The organism is Gemella sp. 20925_1_85 (genome assembly GCF_041433735.1).
Classification (GTDB): Bacteria; Bacillota; Bacilli; order Staphylococcales; family Gemellaceae; genus Gemella.
This window is the reverse complement of record NZ_JAPWCC010000010.1, coordinates 40,250-60,851: the sequence shown is the minus strand read 5'-3', so window position 1 is coordinate 60,851 and position 20,602 is coordinate 40,250. Positions and strand designations below refer to the sequence as shown.

The following is a 20,602-nucleotide window of genomic DNA, read 5'->3' as shown; positions in this document are numbered from 1 at the left end:
TAAAAAAGACACCCTCGAAAATTATCGAGAGTGTCTTCATTTTTAAGAGTTTTGTTTAGTGTTTTGTTTAGACTTCAAATTAGTTTTTATCGTTTTTACGACGAGCTGCCGCTAGTAATCCACCTAGGATCGCCATTCCTAATCCTGCTAAGCCAGTATTAGTTTCGGTTGTACCTGTGTTTGCTAGACGTTGTCCTAGTTTAGAATTTGTAGCTTTTCTGAAGATGTGACGTACATTTCCATTTTCATCGATAACTGTTCTTACGAACTCGTATCCTGGGATCTTACCAGCATCTACAGTTCCTTTTTCAGATGCTTTTAATGGGTTACCATTTTCATCTGTCCATGTTGTAGTTCTATTTTCAGCTGGGATACGTGAAGTTTTCTTGAAGATGTGACGTACATTTCCATCTTTATCAGTTACAGTTCTAACTAATTCATATCCTGGGATTGTTCCTGCAACTTCAGTTCCATTCACAGGTGGTCTTAATGGATTTCCTTCTTCGTCAGTCCATGTTGTAGTGTTAGCTACTTTTTCATAAACATGTTGAATGTTTCCATTTTCAAGTTTCTTAGTTTCTACGAATCTGTATCCTGGGATATCTTTCTTCGGAGTATTTCCGTCTTCTGTTGGGTATCCTTCGATTGCATTTCCTTTTGTATCAACAAATGTAGTTTGTGGTGTTACAAGTGGAGTGTAAGACGCTAAGATTGGAGTACCTTTCTTATCGTAACGTTTAACTATTACACCTTTAGCTTTTCCTTCGAAGTCTTTTTCTGGAGTGAACGTCACTGTACCATCTGGTGCTACTGTATAAGTTCCTTCTCCTTTCACTACTTTCGTAGTTGATCCGTCTTCGAATGTCGCTGGTCTAGTTTCGTCGATTGGTACATCTGGACTAGCTGGTTTGAATGTTGGTTTTCCTTTTTGAACTTGTCCTTTAGGTCCTTTAGAAACTTCTGGTTCAGATGATGGAGTTAATGGTAATACTGTTGGAATGTATACTCCATAAGCTAGGTTACCTTCTGTGTCTACACGTACTACAAGTACTCCTTGTGCAGTTCCTACGAAGTCTTTTTCTGGAACAAATGTTACCGTTCCGTCTGGTGCTACTGTGTAAGTTCCTTCTCCTGATACCACTTTTGTAGTTGATCCATCTTCGAATGTTGCTGGAACTGTTTCGTCGATTGGAGTGTTAGGACTTCCTGGGATGAATGTTGGTTTTCCAGTTTGTGTTACACCTTGAACATCTACTGAGAATGCTGGGTTAGCTTCTGGTAATTCTGGAGTTACAACTGGTAGGTACATAGATGTGATTGGGTTACCATTTGTATCAACACGTCTTACCGCTACTCCTTTAGCTTTTCCTACGAAGTCTTTTTCTGGAACGAATGTTACTGTTCCGTCTGGCGCTACTGTGTATTTACCTTCTCCTGGTACTACTTTTTCTATTGAACCATCTTCGAATGTTGCTGGAACTTTTTCATCGATTGGTACGTTAGGATTTGCTGGTGTGAATGTTGGTTTTCCAGTTTGAGTTTCACCTTTTTTATTAATTGTTTTCGCAGGTTTACCTGTAGGTTCAACTGGTTTAACTGTTGGTGTGTAAGTTGCTGTTACTGGTGTTCCATTCTTATCTACACGTTTTACTGTTACTCCTTTTGCTGTTCCTACGAATTGTGGTTCTGGAGTGAACGTTACTTTTCCATCTTTGTCGATTGTGTATGTTCCTTCTCCTGGTACTACTTTTGTAGTTGTTCCATCTTCGAATGTTGGTGGTACATCTTCATCGATTGGTACATTAGGGTTTCCTGGTGTGAATTCTGGTGTTCCCTCTTGTTTAACACCTTGAAGACCTGTTGATTCTGCAGGTGTTCCTTCTGGTGTTACTGTTGTTACTGTTGGTGTGTAAGTTGCTGTTACTGGTGTTCCATTCTTATCTACACGTTTTACCGTTACTCCTTTTGCTGTACCTGTGAATGATTTTTCTGGTGTGAACGTTACTGTTCCATCTGGACTTACTTTGTATGCCCCTTCTCCTGGTACTACTTTTTCTGTAGTTCCATCTTCGAATGTTGTTGGTACTTCGTCGTCCATTGGCACTTCTGGGTTACCTGGTGTGAATGTTGGTTTTCCAGTTTGTTCTTTACCTTGGATATCTGTTGTTTCAGCTGGATCTGCTGTTGGTGTTACTGGTGTTACTGTTGGTGTGTACTTAGCTGTAACTGGTGTTCCATTCTTATCTACACGTTTAACCGTTACTCCTTTAGCAGTTCCTGTGAATGTTTTCTCAGGTGTGAATGTTACTGTTCCATCTGGATTTACTTTGTAAGTTCCTTCTCCTGGTACTACTTTCTCAGTTGATCCGTCTTCGAATGTTGCTGGTACTTCATCATCCATTGGTACTTCTGGGTTACCTGGTGTGAATGTTGGTTTTCCGTTTTGTTCTTTACCTTGGATATCTGTTGTTTCAACTGGATCTGCTGTTGGTGTTACTGGAGTTACTGTTGGTGTATACTTAGCTGTAACTGGTGTTCCATTCTTATCTACACGTTTTACTGTTACTCCTGTTCCTTTTCCTGTGAATCCTTTTTCTGGTGTGAATGTTACTGTTCCATCTGGATTTACTTTGTAAGTCCCTTCTCCTGGTACTACTTTTTCTGTTGAACCATCTTCGAATGTCGCTGGTACTTCATCATCCATTGGTACTTCTGGGTTTCCTGGTGTGAATTCTGGTGTTCCTGTTTGTTCTTTACCTTGGATATCTGTTGATTCTGCAGGTGTTCCTTCTGGTGTTACTGGTGTAACTGTTGGTGTGTAAGTTGCTGTTACTGGTGTTCCATTCTTATCTACACGTTTTACTGTTACTCCTGTTCCTTTTCCTGTGAATCCTTTTTCTGGTGTGAATGTTACTGTTCCATCTGGACTTACTTTATAAGTTCCTTCTCCTGGTACTACTTTTTCTGTTGAACCATCTTCGAATGTCGCTGGTACTTCATCATCCATTGGTACTTCTGGGTTTCCTGGTTTGAATTCAGGTTTTCCTGTTTGTTCTTTACCTTGGATATCTGTTGTTTCAACTGGTTCTGCTGTTGGCGTTACTGGTGTAACCGTTGGTGTGTATTTAGCTGTTACTGGTGTTCCATTCTTATCTACACGTTTTACCGTTACTCCTTTAGCAGTTCCTGTGAATGTTTTCTCAGGTATGAATGTTACTGTTCCATCTGGACTTACTTTGTATGTTCCTTCTCCTGGTACTACTTTTTCTGTAGTTCCATCTTCGAATGTTGCTGGTACTTTATCGTCCATTGGTACTTCTGGGTTACCTGGTGTGAATGTTGGTTTTCCAGTTTGTTCTTTACCTTGAATATCTGTTGTTTCAGCTGGTTCTGCTGTTGGCGTTACTGGTGTAACTGTTGGTGTGTATTTAGCTGATGTTGGTGTTCCATTCTTATCTTTAACTTGTACTGTCGCTGGATCTGGTGTTCCTACGAAGTCTTTATTTGGTGTGAATGTTACTTTACCTGTTGTTGGATCAATTGTGTATGTTCCAATTTGTTTTCCATCTTTTGTTGCTGGAATTGTTGTATCTGCAACAGGTTTTCCATCTACTACGAATTGAGCAGGTTGCTCTGGCGTAATTGTGATTGGAGCTGTTTCATCACCTTGAGTGAACGTTGGAGTCCCTTCTTGTGTTGCACCTTGAATTCCAGTTGTTTCTTTTGGTTCAGCTGTTGGAGTTACTGGAGTTACTGTTGGTGTGTAAGTAGTTTCTACTTTTGTTCCGTTAGTATCTTTCGCTACAACTTTAACTGGGTCTGGTGTTCCTACGAAGTCTTTATTTGGTTGGAATGTGATTACTCCAGTTGCTGGATCTAATGTGTAAGTTCCAACTTCTTTTCCATCTTTCGTTGCTGGAAGAGTTGTTACTTCGTTTCCACTTGGATCTACTAGTTTAACTGTAGATTTATCGATTGGCGCTACTTCATCACCTTTTGTGAACATTGTCTCAGTATCTTGTGTTTGTGGCTGAGCTTGTTTTCCAGATGTTTCTTTCGGTGTTGCCGTTGGAACTACTGGTGTTACCGTTGGTGTGTAAGTTGCTGTTGTTGGTGTTCCATTCTTATCTTTAACTTCTACTGTTGCTGGATCTGGTGTTCCTGTGAAGTCTTTGTTTGGTGTGAATGTTACTACACCTGTTAATGGATCGATTTTGTATTTACCAATTTCTTTTCCATCTTTTGTTGCTGGAATTTCTTTATCTTCTACTGGTTGTCCATTTACAACGAATTTAGCTGGTTGCTCTTCGTTGATTGTAATCGGAGCTGTTTCATCACCTTGTGTGAACTTAGGTGTTCCTTCTTGTGGTTGTCCTTGTTTTCCGCTTGTTGTCACATTTTCCCCTGTTGGTTTAACTGGAGTTACTGTTGGTGTGTAAGTAGTTTCTACTTTTGTTCCATTAGTATCTTTAGCTACAACTTTCGCTGCATCTGGTGTTCCTGTGAAGTCTTTATTTGGTTGGAATGTAATTACTCCAGTTTGCGGATCTATTGTGTAAGTACCTACTTCTTTACCATCTTTCTTCGCTGGAATGCTTGTTACTTCTGCATTAGTTTCTGGATCGATAAGTTTAACTGTAGACTTGTCGATTGGTGCTACTTCATCACCTTTTGTGAACATTGTCTCAGTATCTTGTGTTTGTGGCTGAGCTTGTTTTCCTGAAGTTTCTTTCGGTGTTGCCGTTGGAACTACTGGTGTTACCGTTGGTGTGTAGTTAGCTGTTGTTGGTGTTCCATTCGCATCTTTCACCTGAACTGTCGCTGGTACTGGTGTTCCTGTGAAATCTTTATTTGGTGTGAATGTTACTACACCTGTTAATGGATCAATTTTGTATTTACCGATTTCTTTTCCATCTTTCGTTGCTGGAATTTCTTTGTCTTCTACAGGTTGTCCATTTACAACGAATTTAGCTGGTTGCTGTTCGTTAATTGTGATTGGTGCTACTTCGTCACCTTGTGTGAACTTAGGTGTTCCTTCTTGTGGTTGTCCTTGTTTTCCGCTTGAAGTTACATCTTCTCCTGTTGGTTTAACTGGAGTTACCGTTGGTGTATAGTTAGCTGTTGTTGGTGTTCCATTCGCATCTTTAACTTGAACTGTCGCTGGTACAGGTGTTCCTGTGAAGTCTTTATTTGGTGTAAATGTTACTTTACCTGTTAATGGATCAATTGTATATTTACCAACTGTATTTCCTTCTCCGTCTTTTGCAGGAATTTCTGTTGCTTCAATCGGTTGTTTCGTTACTGGATCGAAGAATTTAGCTGGTTGTTGTTCGTTAATTGTAATTGGTGCTACTTCATCACCTTGTGTGAACTTAGGTGTTCCTTCTTGTGGTTGTCCTTGTTTTCCGCTTGAAGTTACATCTTCCCCTGTTGGTTTAACTGGTGTTACTGTTGGTGTGTAAGTTGCTGTTGTTGGTGTTCCATTTTTATCTTTAACTTCAACTGTCGCAGGTTTTGGTGTTCCTGTGAAGTCTTTGTTTGGTGTGAATGTTACTACACCTGTTAATGGATCGATTGTGTATTTACCAACTGTGTTTCCTTTTTCGTCTTTTGCAGGAATTTCTGTAGCATCAGTAGGTTTTCCTGTTGCTGGATCAACTAATTTAGCTGGTTGATCTTCAGTAATTGTGATAGGCGCTGTTGGATCACCTTCTGTAAATGTTGGTTTACCTGTTTGAGGTTGTCCTTGTTTCCCTTCAGATGTTACCGGAGTTCCTGTTGGTTCTACAGGAGTTACCGTTGGTGTATAAGTAGTTGTTACTTTTGTTCCATTCTTATCGGCAGCTGTTACTTTAGCTGGTTCTGGTGTTCCATCGAAGTCTGGGTTTGGTTGGAATGTAATGATTCCAGTATCTGGATCTAATGTGTAAGTACCAACTTGTTTTCCATTCTTCATAGCTGGAAGACTTGTTACTTCTGCGTTAGTCGTTGGATCTACTAATCTAATTGTAGTGTTATTGATTGGCGCAGTGTCGTCACCTTTGTGGAACATTGTTGTAGCATCTTGAGTTTGAGGTTGCCCTTGTTTTCCAGATGTTTTAGCTGGTGTAGCTGTTGGAACAACTTCTTCTACTTCTGGAGTATAAGTTGCTGATGATGTTACATCTAATTGTTTTCCTGAAGCATCCGTTGCTTTCGCTGTAACATTAACTGTTACTCCTTGAGCTTTTCCTTTAAATGTTGGAAGTGGTTCGAATGTTACGATACCTGTAGTTGGATCGATCGAGTATGTTCCTTCGTTTGGAACTACTACTTTACCTTCTTCGTTAGCACCTGTTAATGAGTACTTGGCTGTAGTCATATCAACGTTTGTTCCATCAGGAGTGTTTTCAGTAGTATTTAACTTATCGAAACGCTCAGCTCCTGTAATAGATTTTTGAGGTTGTCCTTGTTTTCCTGTTGTTGTATCGTCTACATTATCTAAACCATAAACTGTTGGTGTGTAAGTGTTTGATACTGGTACTTTTACAGGGTTACCCGCTTCATCGTTGAATGTTACATTACCTTCAACTGTGATTGGAGTTGCATTTCCTACGAAGTCTGCGTTTGGCGTGAATGTTACTTCACCAGTTGTTGGATTTACTGTGTAAGTTCCATCAGTTGTTGTTACTGAAGTTGATCTCTTACCTGTTTCTGGATCTACTAGTTTGTAGTCAGATACTGTTGTTCCCGCTGGTTGTCCAGCTTTAAGTGCTTCTTCCATTGAAGCCGATTGTGGTGTGTTTTTAACACCAGAAGATTTCTTAGGTTCAGTTACTACGATGTAGTAAGTTGTTTCAGCTACTGCATCTTCTGTTACTTCACCAGAGTCTGTTCCTCCTACTGTTGGAGTAGTTACAACACCGTTTGAGTCAACGTCTCTTACAGTTACTTTGTAACGCCCTACTTGTGAAAGTACGTATTGTTTAGCATTTGCTAAGTTTGCTTCAGCTGCTGTTTTTAGAGCTGTACGCGCAGTTTCCACCGCTGCCTCTGCATCAACTGCTTCTTGACGAGTTGTTGCTACTTGAGCTGTGATTCCTGGAAGTTCAGCTTCTTTTCTTCTTAATTCAGCTGTTTCTTTTGCTAATCTTGCTCTACCATCAGCTAATAATTGCTCTGCTAATTCTTGAGCTGTTGGTGAAACAGTACGTAATTTTAATTTATTTAATGCTTCTTCTGCATTCGCAACATATCTTGTCTCACGGTCTACGATTTCTTGTTGACGAGCTAAATCGTTAATAGAGTCTTGTTCATTTTTAACCGCTGCTGCCGCTGCTTGAGTTTTCGCCGCTGCTGTACGTTGAGCTGCAATGTATGCTTCTTCCTGCGCTTGAGCTGCATCGAATACTTTTTGAGTTCCGTCCGGAGCTGTTACTGTTAATTTTGTTTTAATTGTATCTGATACTGGGTTGTCAGATTTATCATCAATCTTATCTTTGAAGCCAACATCAGCTTTTTCTGAACCGATTAAGTCAACAGTTGCATCTTTATTTTCAGAGTAACTTGTTGAAGTTCCTGTTGGTTTAGCATTTTGGATAGAAGCTAATTGTGTTCCTGTTGCTTCACGGAAGGCTACATACCCTCTAAATCCTGAGCTTGTTTCTAAGATCCATCCAGCATTTGATTTCGTAGCTGTTACTGTTGAACCGTCTGAAGCAGCCCATTGTTTTGATACTGAATCATAAGTTACTTGAACAGTAACCCCATCAGTTCCCGCTACTTGAGCAAATGGAAGAACATTATCTGTTTTATCAACACTTACTACTTGTTTTACTTTACCGTTTTTACGCACTTCGGCAACACGCTCTACTAATGTAGCTGCATTAGATTCCGCTGTCCAAACACGTTTAAATTCATAGATATAGTAGTTGATAGCTCCATCTCCTGCTGCTTCTGTGTAAACACGTCTTTCTGTTAATGTTGATGTTCCATCACCATTATTTACTAATTCATAGGCTTTGTCATCTGGAATCGCATATTTACCAGTCGATGCATTTAACGTTGCAGTATATGTGTTACCATCTTTGTCACGAACTGTAACTACTTCACGTTGTAAGCTTGCTTTTACTTTATCAGTACTTGCTTTAGCTGCAATGTTGTCTACACCTACGTATTTCGTGGCGTCAGATGTCACCGCTAATTTGAACGTTGAGTCTGCAGTTTCTGAAGCAGTTCCAAGTTCTGTACCTACTGTTACAGCTGAGTTTGTTGTTCCTTCAGTAACTACCCATTTACCATCTTTTACAGCGAATTTCGTCAATGTACCATCTGGCATTCTGATTTCCCCAGTGTTGGCACCTTTAGAAATAGTTACGTCTAATTCTTTCGCGTATACTTCAACATTTTTAACTGTGATCTTTGGAGCAACCGCGATTGTTACACTCTCGTGAGTTTCTTGACCGTTGGCTGTCCATTGAGCATTCTTAGAGTTTGTCGCATTGTTAAAGTCTTTCGCTAAAACTGCTAATGTATAAATTCCAGCGTCTGAAGCTTTTCCTTCAAGTAAGTTTTTCGTTGGATCGAATGTTAATCCTGGAATTGTATTAGAGATCGGTTTTTTACTTGGCATATATTCACCATTTACAACAAGGTGAGGCTGAGGAATAACAAAAGAAGTCATTGATGTTAACTCAGTCCCATCAAGACCTGTAAATGTAGCTTTACCACTGATTTTTTTACCAGGTTCAATTGGCTGACCGTTCAATTTGTAGTTTGCACGAGTATCATTTGCAAATCCATCGTTGTCTATGTATTTAAGGTCATGGTGAATCGTATCTCCAACTGTTACTACTGTAGAGTTTCCAGCAACTCTTGGTGCAGATGTATCTTGCCAACCCATCCATCCAGCTTTTAAATCTTTAATAGATACCTTTGTTGTTGTTCCATCAGGTTTTGTAACAGTTACATCATAACGGAAGTCATAAACACCATTTTGGATACTAGCTAATACATATCCTTCAACAGAATCTGTATTTTTATTATATGCTAAACCAGGGATTAAGTTTGATACTTCAACGTTTTTTATACTGTAACCAGCAGCTGTTGCTTCTGGAGATAAGCTGAAACGTTTAGTTACATTTTTAATGTACGCATAGTGGTTCCCTTGATCATAGTTATAACCATAGATTTCTGTTGCGATAAATTCGTACGCACCACCAGAACCATATGTTGTAGTTCCAATCTTACTGCCTGTTGGACGGATTTTTCCAGTCCACATCGGTGCTTCTTCTGATAATTTTTTTGCTTCTTCACTAGATAATGGAAGGTCAGTACGTCCACCTTGAGCAGCTGGTGGACTGGTTTTTCCTTTTATCTCACTATTTTCTGATTGATATCCATGAACATAGAGACGGTATGCCTCATTATTGTCTAACAGTTCATAAGTTTTACCAGTACTTGTTGCTGTAAATTCACCGTTTTCTGCGCTTTTAGCTTCTGTTTTATCTGTATATCCTTCACCAGCAGATAGAGCTACCCCATATCTACCATCACGGCGAACACCAGCATTTTCTAACTCAGAGTATACTGCTTTAATAGAGTTCCCAAGTTCTTCAAGACTTCTAGCGATTTGTTCTTTAGTAGTTTCATCATTACCAAGTAATTCATTAGCTACTTTGATAACTTCTTCGTTTTTAGCTACAGCTTTTTCCACTGCAGGTTTAGCTTCGATTTTAACTTCGTTTTTACGAATTGCTTCTTTAGCAAGTACGCTTGTTACTTCTGCTTCTGAAGTTACTTGAGTTAATTCTTTTTTAGCATCTTTAACTTCTGCAGTTTGTTTTTCTTCAGATTTTGCTTTATCTTCAGCTTTTTTAGCTTCTTCTTTAGCCGCTACTGCTGTCGCTTCTGATTCTGCCACTGTTTTAGTTAATACATTAAGTGTTGTTACTTTTGCATTAACTTCGTCTTGAGTAGTATCAGCTTTTGCAAATACTTCTTTCGCTTTTGCTAATTCTTCACGAGCTGTTTTTAATGCAGCTTCGTCAGCATTTTTAGAATCTTTTAATTTTTTCTCTAAGCTGTCGATGCTTGCTTTTAGAGCTGTTTTATCAGCTGCTTTTGTTTCAGCTTTCGCAGGTGCTTCTTCTTTTGCTACTTTTGGAGCTTCTTCAGCTTTTGGAGTTTCTGCTCCTACTTTTGCTGCTACTGCTGCCGCTACACTTTCTTTAGTGTTTTCAACTTTTGTTGGTTGTGCTACAGCTTTTGGAGTTTCTTCCTTAACAGCTGCACTTGTTGTATTATCTGCAGTTGTATTGTTAGAAACTTCTTCTGCTGCTTGAGCTACTGCTCCAGCACCTAAGAAGATACTAGCACCGATTACTACTGATGCTGTACCGACTTTAAATTTCTTGATAGAATATGTTTCTACCTTAGTACCTTCTTTGGTATTTTTTAGGTATTGATTATTTTTTCCTACCATTTCTTTCCTCCTATTTATACTTTTTTAATTATCTCTAGCGCATTATTCATATTATCACTTATGATTTAATATAACATTCTAAACAAAATCCTTGCGGAAAACTCTTTAATTACAAAACTTATATCATAAGATAAATGATATTAATATAACACTTTCAATAATTCTATATCAAAATCAGCTCTAAAACTGCGCTAACTCTTACTTAAAACTAATTTGAAATTCATTAAAATTTCTTAAATACTTTACCAAATTTCTTTGCATTTGTCTAATAAAAAAGTGACATTTTTTAGTAACAATTATTAATTTAGTGTTATTTTTATACTATTAGGTACCTAAAAATATCCATATTTAAAGTATAATCACGAAAGAAATCTTTGTATATGCATGTTCTTAGAGATTTTAAATATAATTTACAAACCTCTATTTTTTTACAAAAGTTTTTTTATTTATATAACTCAAATGATAAAAAATATCAGTTGAAACATCAATGAAAATTTTAGTAATACAGCTACTGCTCATCCTTAGTGTTAACACGTTAAGTTGATGTTACAAATTTATTTTCATTCTGCTAAAAAATAAGTGTTAAATTTTACAAATATTTACTTAATTATTAGTTATTTAGACACTAATACATATACTATTATAAAAACTTACAAAAAATAAGCCCCCATACTCTATTCACAGCAATACACATTATTTACGATATAATAAATCCCTAATAATTCATCTAACAAAAAAACGCCCTCGAAAATTATCGAGAGCGTCTTTTATATATCATAAGAGTTTCGTTTTTATTTAATTATAAATTTCAAATTAGTTTTTGTTGTTTTTACGACGTTTTGTCGCTGCAAGTAATCCACCGAACATTGCAAGTCCCATTCCTGCTAATCCTGTATTAGTTTCACTTTCACCTGTGTTAGCAAGACGTTTTGGTTGAACTTTTGCTCCTACTTTTTCTACTGAGTTCGTTACTTTTCTAAAGATGTGGCGTACATTACCATTTTCATCGATAACAGTTCTTACAAACTCATATCCTGGAATCTTACCTGCTTCTACAGTTCCTTTTTCTGTTGGTTTTAATGGATTTCCATTTTCATCCGTCCAGATTGTAGTTCTGTTTATAGTTGGAATACGAGAAGATTTCTTGAAGATGTGTTGTACATTTCCATTTCCATCAACTTCAGTCTTAACTAATTCATATCCTGGGATTGATCCTGGATCTTTAGTTCCATTTTCCTGTGGTTTTAATGGGTTTCCATTTTCATCTACCCAAGTTGTAGATTTTTCTGCTACTGGAGTTGTAACTTTTTCGTAGACGTGCTCGATGTCTCCGTTTGGAAGTTTCTTAGTTTCTACGAATCTGTATCCTGGGATATCTTTCTTCGGTTGTTCTCCGTCTTCTGTTGGGTTTCCTGGAATTTCATTTCCTTCTTTGTCTTTGAATGAAGTTTTAACTTTTTCGTAGACATGTTCTGTATCTCCATTTGGAAGTTTCTTAGTTTCTACGAATCTGTATCCTGGAATGTCTTTCTTCGGTTGTTCCCCTTCTTCTGTTGGGTTTCCTGGAATTACATTTCCTTCTTTATCTTTGAATGAAGTTTTAACTTTTTCGTAGACGTGTTCTGTATCTCCATTTGGAAGTTTCTTAGTTTCTACGAATCTGTATCCTGGAATATCTTTCTTCGGTTGTTCTCCGTCTTCCGTTGGGTTTCCTGGAATTACATTTCCTTCTTTATCTTTGAATGAAGTTTTAACTTTTTCGTAGACATGTTCTGTATCTCCATTTGGAAGTTTCTTAGTTTCTACAAATCTGTATCCTGGAATATCTTTCTTCGGTTGTTCTCCGTCTTCCGTTGGGTTTCCTGGAATTACATTTCCTTCTTTGTCTTTGAATGAAGTTTTAACTTTTTCGTAGACATGTTCTGTGTCTCCATTTGGAAGTTTCTTAGTCTCTACGAAACGGTATCCTGGGATATCTTTCTTCGGAGTGCTTCCATCTTCCGTTGGGTTTCCTGGAATTACATTTCCTTCTTTATCTTTGAATGAAGTTACTGGACGTACTGTTGGTGTATATGTAGCTGTAACCGGTGTTCCGTTCTTATCTACACGTTTTACCGTTACTCCTTTAGCTGCACCTGTAAATTCTGATTCCGGAGTAAATGTTACTTTACCAGTCGCATCGATTGTGTATACTCCTTCTCCTGGTACTTTCTTCTCAGTTGTTCCATCTTCGAATGTCGGTGGTACATCTTCATCGATTGGTACATTAGGATTTCCTGGTGTAAACGTTGGCGTTCCTGTTTGAGGTTGACCTTTAGGTCCTTCAGATACTGCAGGTGTTCCTTCCGGTGTTACTGGTGTAACTGTTGGTGTGTACTTAGCTGTAACTGGTGTTCCATTCTTATCTACACGTTTAACTGTTACTCCTGTTCCCACTCCTGTGAATGTTTTCTCAGGTGTGAACGTTACTGTTCCATCTGGTGCTACTGTGTATGTTCCTTCTCCTGGAATTGTCTTAGTTGTTGATCCATCTTCGAATGTTGCTGGTACTTCGTCATCCATTGGTACTTCTGGGTTACCTGGTTTAAATGTTGGTTTTCCATTTTGTTCTTTACCTTGAATATCTGTTGTTTCAGCAGGTGTTCCTTCTGGTGTTACTGGTGTAACCGTTGGTGTGTATTTAGCCGTTACTGGTGTTCCGTTCTTATCTACACGTTTTACTGTTACTCCTGTTCCTTTTCCTGTGAATGTTTTCTCTGGAGTGAATGTTACAGTTCCGTCTGGATTTACTTTGTATGTTCCTTCTCCTGGTACCACTTTTTCAGTTGATCCATCTTCGAATGTTGCTGGTACTTCGTCGTCCATTGGTACGTCTGGGTTTCCTGGTTTGAATTCAGGTTTTCCGTTTTGTTCTTTACCTTGGATATCTGTTGTTTCAACTGGATCTGCTGTTGGTGTTACTGGAGTTACTGTTGGTGTGTATTTAGCTGTTACTGGTGTTCCATTCTTATCTACACGTTTAACCGTTACTCCTGTTCCTTTTCCTGTGAATGTTTTCTCTGGAGTGAACGTTACTGTTCCATCTGGCGCTACAGTGTATGTTCCTTCTCCTGGAATTGTCTTAGTTGTTGATCCATCTTCGAATGTTGCTGGTACTTCATCGTCCATTGGTACGTCTGGGTTTCCTGGTTTGAATTCAGGTTTTCCGTTTTGTTCTTTACCTTGGATATCTGTTGTTTCAACTGGATCTGCTGTTGGTGTTACCGGTGTTACTGTTGGTGTGTACTTAGCCGTTACTGGTGTTCCGTTCTTATCTACACGTTTAACTGTTACTCCTGTTCCTTTTCCTGTGAATGTTTTCTCAGGTGTGAATGTTACTGTTCCGTCTGGAGTTACTGTGTATGTTCCTTCTCCTGGAATTACTTTTTCTTTTGAACCATCTTCGAATGTTGCTGGTACTTCATCATCCATTGGTACTTCATCAGCACCTGGTGTGAATGTTGGTTTTCCAGTTTGTGTTTTACCTTGGATATCTGTTGTTTCAGCTGGATCAGCTGTTGGTGTAACTGGTGTTACTGTTGGTGTGTAAGTAGTTTCTACTTTTGTTCCGTTAGTATCTTTCGCTACAACCTTCGCTGCATCCGGTGTTCCTACGAAGTCTTTATTTGGTTGGAATGTAATTACTCCTGTTGTCGGATCGATTGTGTATGTTCCAACTTCTTTTCCATCTTTTGTAGCTGGAAGAGTTGCTACTTCGTTTCCACTTGGATCTACTAGTTTAACTGTAGTTTTGTCAATCGGTGCTACTTCATCACCTTGTTTGAACATTGACTCTGTATCTTGAGTTTGTGGTTTACCTTGGATATCTGTTGTTTCTTTTGGTTCAGCCGTTGGTGTAACTGGTGTTACTGTTGGTGTATAAGTAGTTTCTACTTTTGTTCCGTTAGTATCTTTCGCTGTAACTTTCGCTGCATCTGGTGTTCCTGTGAAGTCTTTGTTTGGTTGGAATGTAATTACTCCTGTTGTTGGATCGATTGTGTATGTTCCAACTTCTTTTCCATCTTTAAGAGCTGGCATTGTTGTTACTTCGTTTCCACTTGGATCTACTAGTTTAACTGTAGTTTTGTCAATCGGCGCTACTTCATCACCTTGTTTGAACATTGATTCAGTATCTTGAGTTTGTGGTTGTCCTTGTTTTCCAGATGTTTCTTTTGGTTCAGCTGTCGGCGTTACTGGTGTTACTGTTGGTGTATAAGTAGTTTCTACTTTTGTTCCATTAGCATCTTTAGCTACAACTTTCGCTGCATCTGGTGTTCCTGTGAAGTCTTTGTTTGGTTGGAATGTAATTACTCCTGTTGTTGGATTGATTGTGTATGTTCCAACTTCTTTTCCATCTTTAAGCGCTGGCATACTTGTTACTTCATTTCCACTTGGGTCTACTAGTTTAACTGTAGTTTTATCGATCGGCGCTACTTCGTCACCTTGTTTGAACATTGACTCAGTTTCTTGAGTTTGTGGTTGTCCTTGTTTTCCAGTTGTTTCTTTTGGTTCAGCTGTTGGCGTTACCGGAGTTACTGTTGGTGTGTAAGTAGTTTCTACTTTTGTTCCGTTAGTATCTTTAGCTACAACTTTCGCTGGATCCGGTGTTCCTGTGAAGTCTTTATTTGGTTGGAATGTAATTACTCCTGTTGTTGGATCGATTGTGTACGTTCCAACTTCTTTTCCATCTTTTGTAGCTGGCATTGTTGTTACTTCGTTTCCACTTGGGTCTACTAGTTTAACTGTAGTTTTGTCGATTGGTGCTACTTCGTCACCTTGTTTGAACATTGACTCAGTTTCTTGAGTTTGTGGTTGTCCTTGTTTTCCAGTTGTTTCTTTTGGTTCAGCTGTTGGTACTACTGGTGTTACTGTTGGTGTGTATGTTGCTGTAGCTGGTGTTCCATTCTTATCTTTTACTTCTACTGTTGCTGGATCTGGTGTTCCTGTGAAGTCTTTATTTGGTTTGAATGTTACTACACCTGTTGTTGGATCGATTACGTATTTACCAACTTCTTTTCCATCTTTTGTTGCTGGAATTTCTGTTGAATCTACTGGTTGTCCATTTACTACGAATTTAGCTGGTTGCTCTGGTGTAATTGTGATTGGTGCTGTTTCATCACCTTGTGTAAAGACAGGTTTTCCTGTTTGTTCTTGACCTTGTTTACCTTCAGATGTAATTGGTGCTCCTGTCGGTGTAACTGGTGTTACCTCTGGAGTGTATTTTCCTTTTGATGTAACTGGAACTTTGTTTCCTTCTGAGTCAGTTGCTGTTACTGATACTTGTACATTAACTCCTTTAGCTTTTCCTGTAAATGTTGGAAGTGGTTCAAATGTTACTACTCCTGTTGTTGGATCGATTGAGTATGTTCCTTCTCCATCAACTACCACTTTACCTTCACCATTAGCTCCTTCTAGTGAGTATGCAGCTGTTGTCCAGTCTACATTTGTACCATCTGGAGTGTTTGTTGTTGTATTTAATTCAGAGAAACGATCTTTTCCTGATTTAGATGTTTGAGTTTGACCTTGTTTTCCTGTAGTTTCATCTGTTGATGGTTGAACTCCATATACAGTTGGTGTATATGTATTTTCTGTCGCTACAGTTACTGGGTTTCCTTCTTCATCGTTGAATGTTACATTTGCTGAAACTTTCATCGGTGTGGCTGTTCCTACAAATCCTTCTACTGGAGTGAACGTTACTTCACCTGTTGTTGGATCTACTGTGTAAGTTCCTTGATCAGTTGTTACTGAAGAAACTTTATTTCCTGTTGTTGGATCTACTAGTTTGAAGTCTGATACTGTAGTTCCTTCTTTTCCATCATTGAAATTATCTGCCATTGAGTCAGTTTGTTTTTGACCTTGAGCTCCTGATGATTTCTCTGGATCTGTTACTACGATGTAGTAAGTTGTTTCTGCTACTGCGTCTTCTGTTACTTCACCAGCATCTGTTCCATCTACTGTTGGAGTTGTTACAACACCGTTTGAGTCTACTGCTCTTGCTGTTACTTTGTAACGCCCTTTTTGAGATAATACATAAGCGTTAGCTTTAGCTAAGTTTGCTTCTGCAGCTGTTTTAAGTGCTGCACGCGCAGTTTCTACTGCTCTTTCAGCTTCTAAAGCTGCAGTACGTGCTGTTTCTACCTCTGTTGTTTTTGTTGCAAGATTTGTTTGAGCTGTTGCTAATTGCGCCTCAATAGATGCTTTAAACTCTTTTACATTAGCAAGTTTTCTTTCTGCTAATTCTTGTGCTGTTGGTGAAATTGTACGTAGTTTTAAGTTATCTAATGCTGCTTGAGCATCTTCTACCGTTCTTGTTGAACGATCTAATAGTTCTTGAAGACGTGCTAATTCATTTTGTGTTTCTTGTTTTTCTTTTAAAGCTGTTGCTGCTGCTTGAGTTTTAGCTGCCGCTGTACGTTGAGCTTGAATATAAGCTGTTTCTTCTGCTTGAGCTCCGTCAAAAGTAGTTACTGTACCGTCTGGTGCAGTTGCTGTTACTTTTGTTTTAATAGTATCAGAATCTGTAGCTGATGTTTTATCATCGATTGTATCCGCGAACGCTACATTTGCTTTAGTAGATTTAATTAAGTCTACTGTTGCACCTTTTTCTTCTGAATAACTTGTTGAAGTTCCTGTTGGTTTAGCATTTTGAATTGATGCTACATCTGTAGAAGATGCTTCACGGTATGAAACATATCCTTTAAATCCTGATGCTGTTTCGATTTCCCAACCAGCATTTGATTCTTTAGCTGTTACCGCTGTACCGTCAGAAGATGTCCATTGGTTTGTTACTGAGTCGTAACTTACTGTAACTACCATTCCTTGTTCTGAAGATGTGTTATCTTTTTTAACTAGAGTTTCTGTACGTGTAACATTACCTACCGCTGTCACCTCACCATTTTTACGGATTTCAGCAATTTTATCTACTAATGTTGCCGCTGAAGATGTTGTATTCCATGTACGTTCAAATTCATAAACAACAAATTTAACATCACCATTTGCTTGAGCATCTGTATAAACACGACGTTCAATAAGAGTTGATGTACCATTACCATTGTCTTTTAATTCATACGCTTTTTCAGTCGGTAATGAGTATTTACCTGTTGCACGGTTGAATACCGCTTTATGCGTAACACCTGCTGCATCAGTTACCATAGCAAATTCACGTTGAATATTTGCTTTAACCTTATCAGTTGTTGCTTTAGCTGCAATGTTATCTACACCAACGTATTTAGTTGATTCTGGAGTCACTGTTAAGTTAATAGTTGATTCTCCTGAAGCTGAAACTGGTGCAAATACAGCCCCTTCTTGAACAGCTGTATTTGTAGTCCCTGCTGCAACAACCCAGTTTCCATTCTTAGCTATTAATTTTGTAACTGTTCCATCTGGCATTGTAATCTCAGCTTTATTAGCCCCATTTGAAATTGTTACAGGTACATTTGTTGCATAAGCTTCAACATTCTTAACAGTAATCTTAGGTGCTACTGCGATTGTAATATTTTCGTGTGCTTCTTGACCATACATATTCCAATCCATATTTTTTGCATTGGTTGTATTGTTATAATCTTTCGCATAAACAGCCGCTGTGAAAATTCCAGCTTCATTTGCTGTTCCAGTAATATCTCCAGTTTTCGGATCGTAATTTAATCCTGGTACGACATCATTTATCGAAGTTTTACTTCCTGTATAATTACCATTTAAGGCAGTATGCGCTGTGATTGTTTGCGGTCCGTTCTCGGTTTTTATTTTAGATCCATCGACTGCAGTAAAGGTTGCTCCATCCGTTTTTCCAGGAGCAGTTTTTGAACCAGCAATAACTTTGTCTCCACCTTTTGTATATGCATATCCTGATCTTTCATCACGACTCATTCCATCGTTATCAACATATTTAATATTATGATTAACTTGATCACCTATTGTTACTAATTTTGATGACCCTTGAATAAGTGGTGCAGATGTATCTTGCCATCCTACCCATCCTGCTGTTAAGTCTCTGAAAGTAACTTCCTGAGCGGCTCCATCTTTCTCTACTGTTAGAACATAACGCATGTCATATACACCATTTTGAAGAGTAGATGCTACATATCCTTCTACAGTATCTGTAGCTGCATTATAAGCTAATCCTGGAAGTAAGTTGCTTAAGGCGATGTTTATGATTGTATATCCTGCAGCTGTTGCTTCTGGTGATAAACTAAAACGTTTTTTCACATCTGTAAGATATACATAGTGATTTCCTTGTTCATAAGTATATCCGTAGATTTCTGTAGCTATGTATTCATAAGCTCCACCAGATCCCCATACATTATTGTTGTTAGGTTTACCAGTAGCACGAAGTTTCCCTTTCCATAGTTCTGCTTCACGTCCAAGTTTTTGAGCTTCCGTTTTTGATAAAGGAATATCTGTACGACCACTTATCCCTGCTTGTCCACTATTAGCCGCAGGTACCTCAGTGTTCTCAGATTGATATCCATGAACATAAATTTTGTAGTTGTTGTTACCATCTAGTACTTTGTAAGATTTACCTGTAGATCCAAGAAATTCACCATTTTCTTTTCTTAGTTCTTTAGAAGCAACTGTATACCCTTCGTTTGCTGAAAGAGCTACTCCATATCTACCGTCACGACGAACACCTGCATTTTCTAATTCTGCATATACTGCTTTAATAGAGTTACTTAGTTCTTCTAAACTTTTAGCGATTTGTTCTTTTGTTACATTGTCGCTTCCTAGTAAATTGTTAGCTACTTTGATAACTTCTTCGTTTTTAGCTACTGCTTGAATAACCGCTGGTTTAGCTTCTAGTTTTACTTCATTTTTACGAATTGCTTCATTAGCAAGTACGTTTGTTACTTCTGCTTCTGAAGTTACTTGAGTTAATTCTTTTTTAGCTTCTTTTACTTCTTCAGTTTGTTTTGCTTCAGTTTTAGCTTTTTCTTCTTCTTTTTTAGCTTCTTCTTTTTCTGCAGTTACTTTCGCATCTGATTCTACTACTGTAGAGTTTAATGCTTCAAGTGCAGCTACTTGTGAGTCTACTTCTTGTTGAGTTGCATCAACTTTTGTGAATACTGCTTTTGCTTTTGCTAATTCTTCACGAGCAGCTTTTACTACTGCTTCATCAGCATTTTTAGCTGCATTTAGTTTTTGTTCTAATTTTTCGATTAATGATTTTAAAGCTGTTTTGTTCGCAGCTTTCTTTTCAACTTTTTCTTCTTTTGCAGTATTTTCTTTTACTGTTTCTTTTGTAGTTTCTGATTTTTTAGTTTCTTCTTTTGCTACTGCTGTTGTTTCCGTACTTCCTTTAGCAGTTTCTTCTACTTTCGCTGTTTTTTCAACAGCCTTAGGTGCTTCTTCTGTTGTCACTTTGGCATCTGTATTTGATGTATTTTGTGTTGTTGTGTTGTCAGATACTTGCTCACTAGCTTGTGCTACTGTTCCTACACCTAAAAAGATACTAGCACCAATCACTACTGATGCTGCACCTACTTTGAATTTCTTAATAGAGTAACTTTCGACTCTTGTACCTTCTTTGGTACTCTTTAAATATTGATTATTTTTACCTATCATTATTTTCCTCCTATGGTATACATTATATTATTAATTGATTGTGAATCCTTAGACATTCACCTACATAACAAAACTTAATTAATAACAAAATATAAAAAAACATAACAGTCTTGTTACATTTTTTCATAAACCATATTACTTTTCTATGAAACTCCAATATAATATTTCTCCAAATATAAATTAACCTCTTACCATTAATTTATTAACTATATATATTTTTTACTAATTTTGAAATTCATTTGATTTCTGTTATTATTCTACCAAAATATTTTTATTATGTCTACTATTTTTCCCTTAATTTTTCCTATCAATCTTTAAAAATCTACTTTTTTATACAATATTACACCTTTAATAAACACCTTTAAATTAACTTTTATAACAAAAGTAACCTATTAGCAACAACTTATGTAATTATTGTAATCATTTTAATCGATACTTAAATTTTTTTCAAAAATTTTTTTGAAAATTTTGTTTTTCTAATAAAACTTAGCCGCTATAACAGTTTTTTATAAACAATGTAACAACTCATAAAATTACCTTTAA

2 protein-coding genes are annotated in these 20,602 nt (G+C 37.7%); both read right to left on the bottom strand.

Going from position 1 to position 20,602, the window contains the following annotated elements:
- Nucleotides 1-79: 79 nt before the first annotated feature.
- Nucleotides 80-10,462: a YSIRK-type signal peptide-containing protein gene (locus tag O3884_RS04660; protein ID WP_371452041.1), complete on the bottom strand. Its 10,383-nt coding sequence runs from the start codon at nt 10,460-10,462 to the stop codon at nt 80-82.
- Between the two features lie 813 nt (nt 10,463-11,275).
- Complete coding sequence (locus O3884_RS04655) at nt 11,276-20,059, bottom strand: YSIRK-type signal peptide-containing protein (RefSeq protein ID WP_371452040.1); 8,784 nt, start codon at nt 20,057-20,059, stop codon at nt 11,276-11,278.
- Nucleotides 20,060-20,602: the final 543 nt, after the last annotated feature.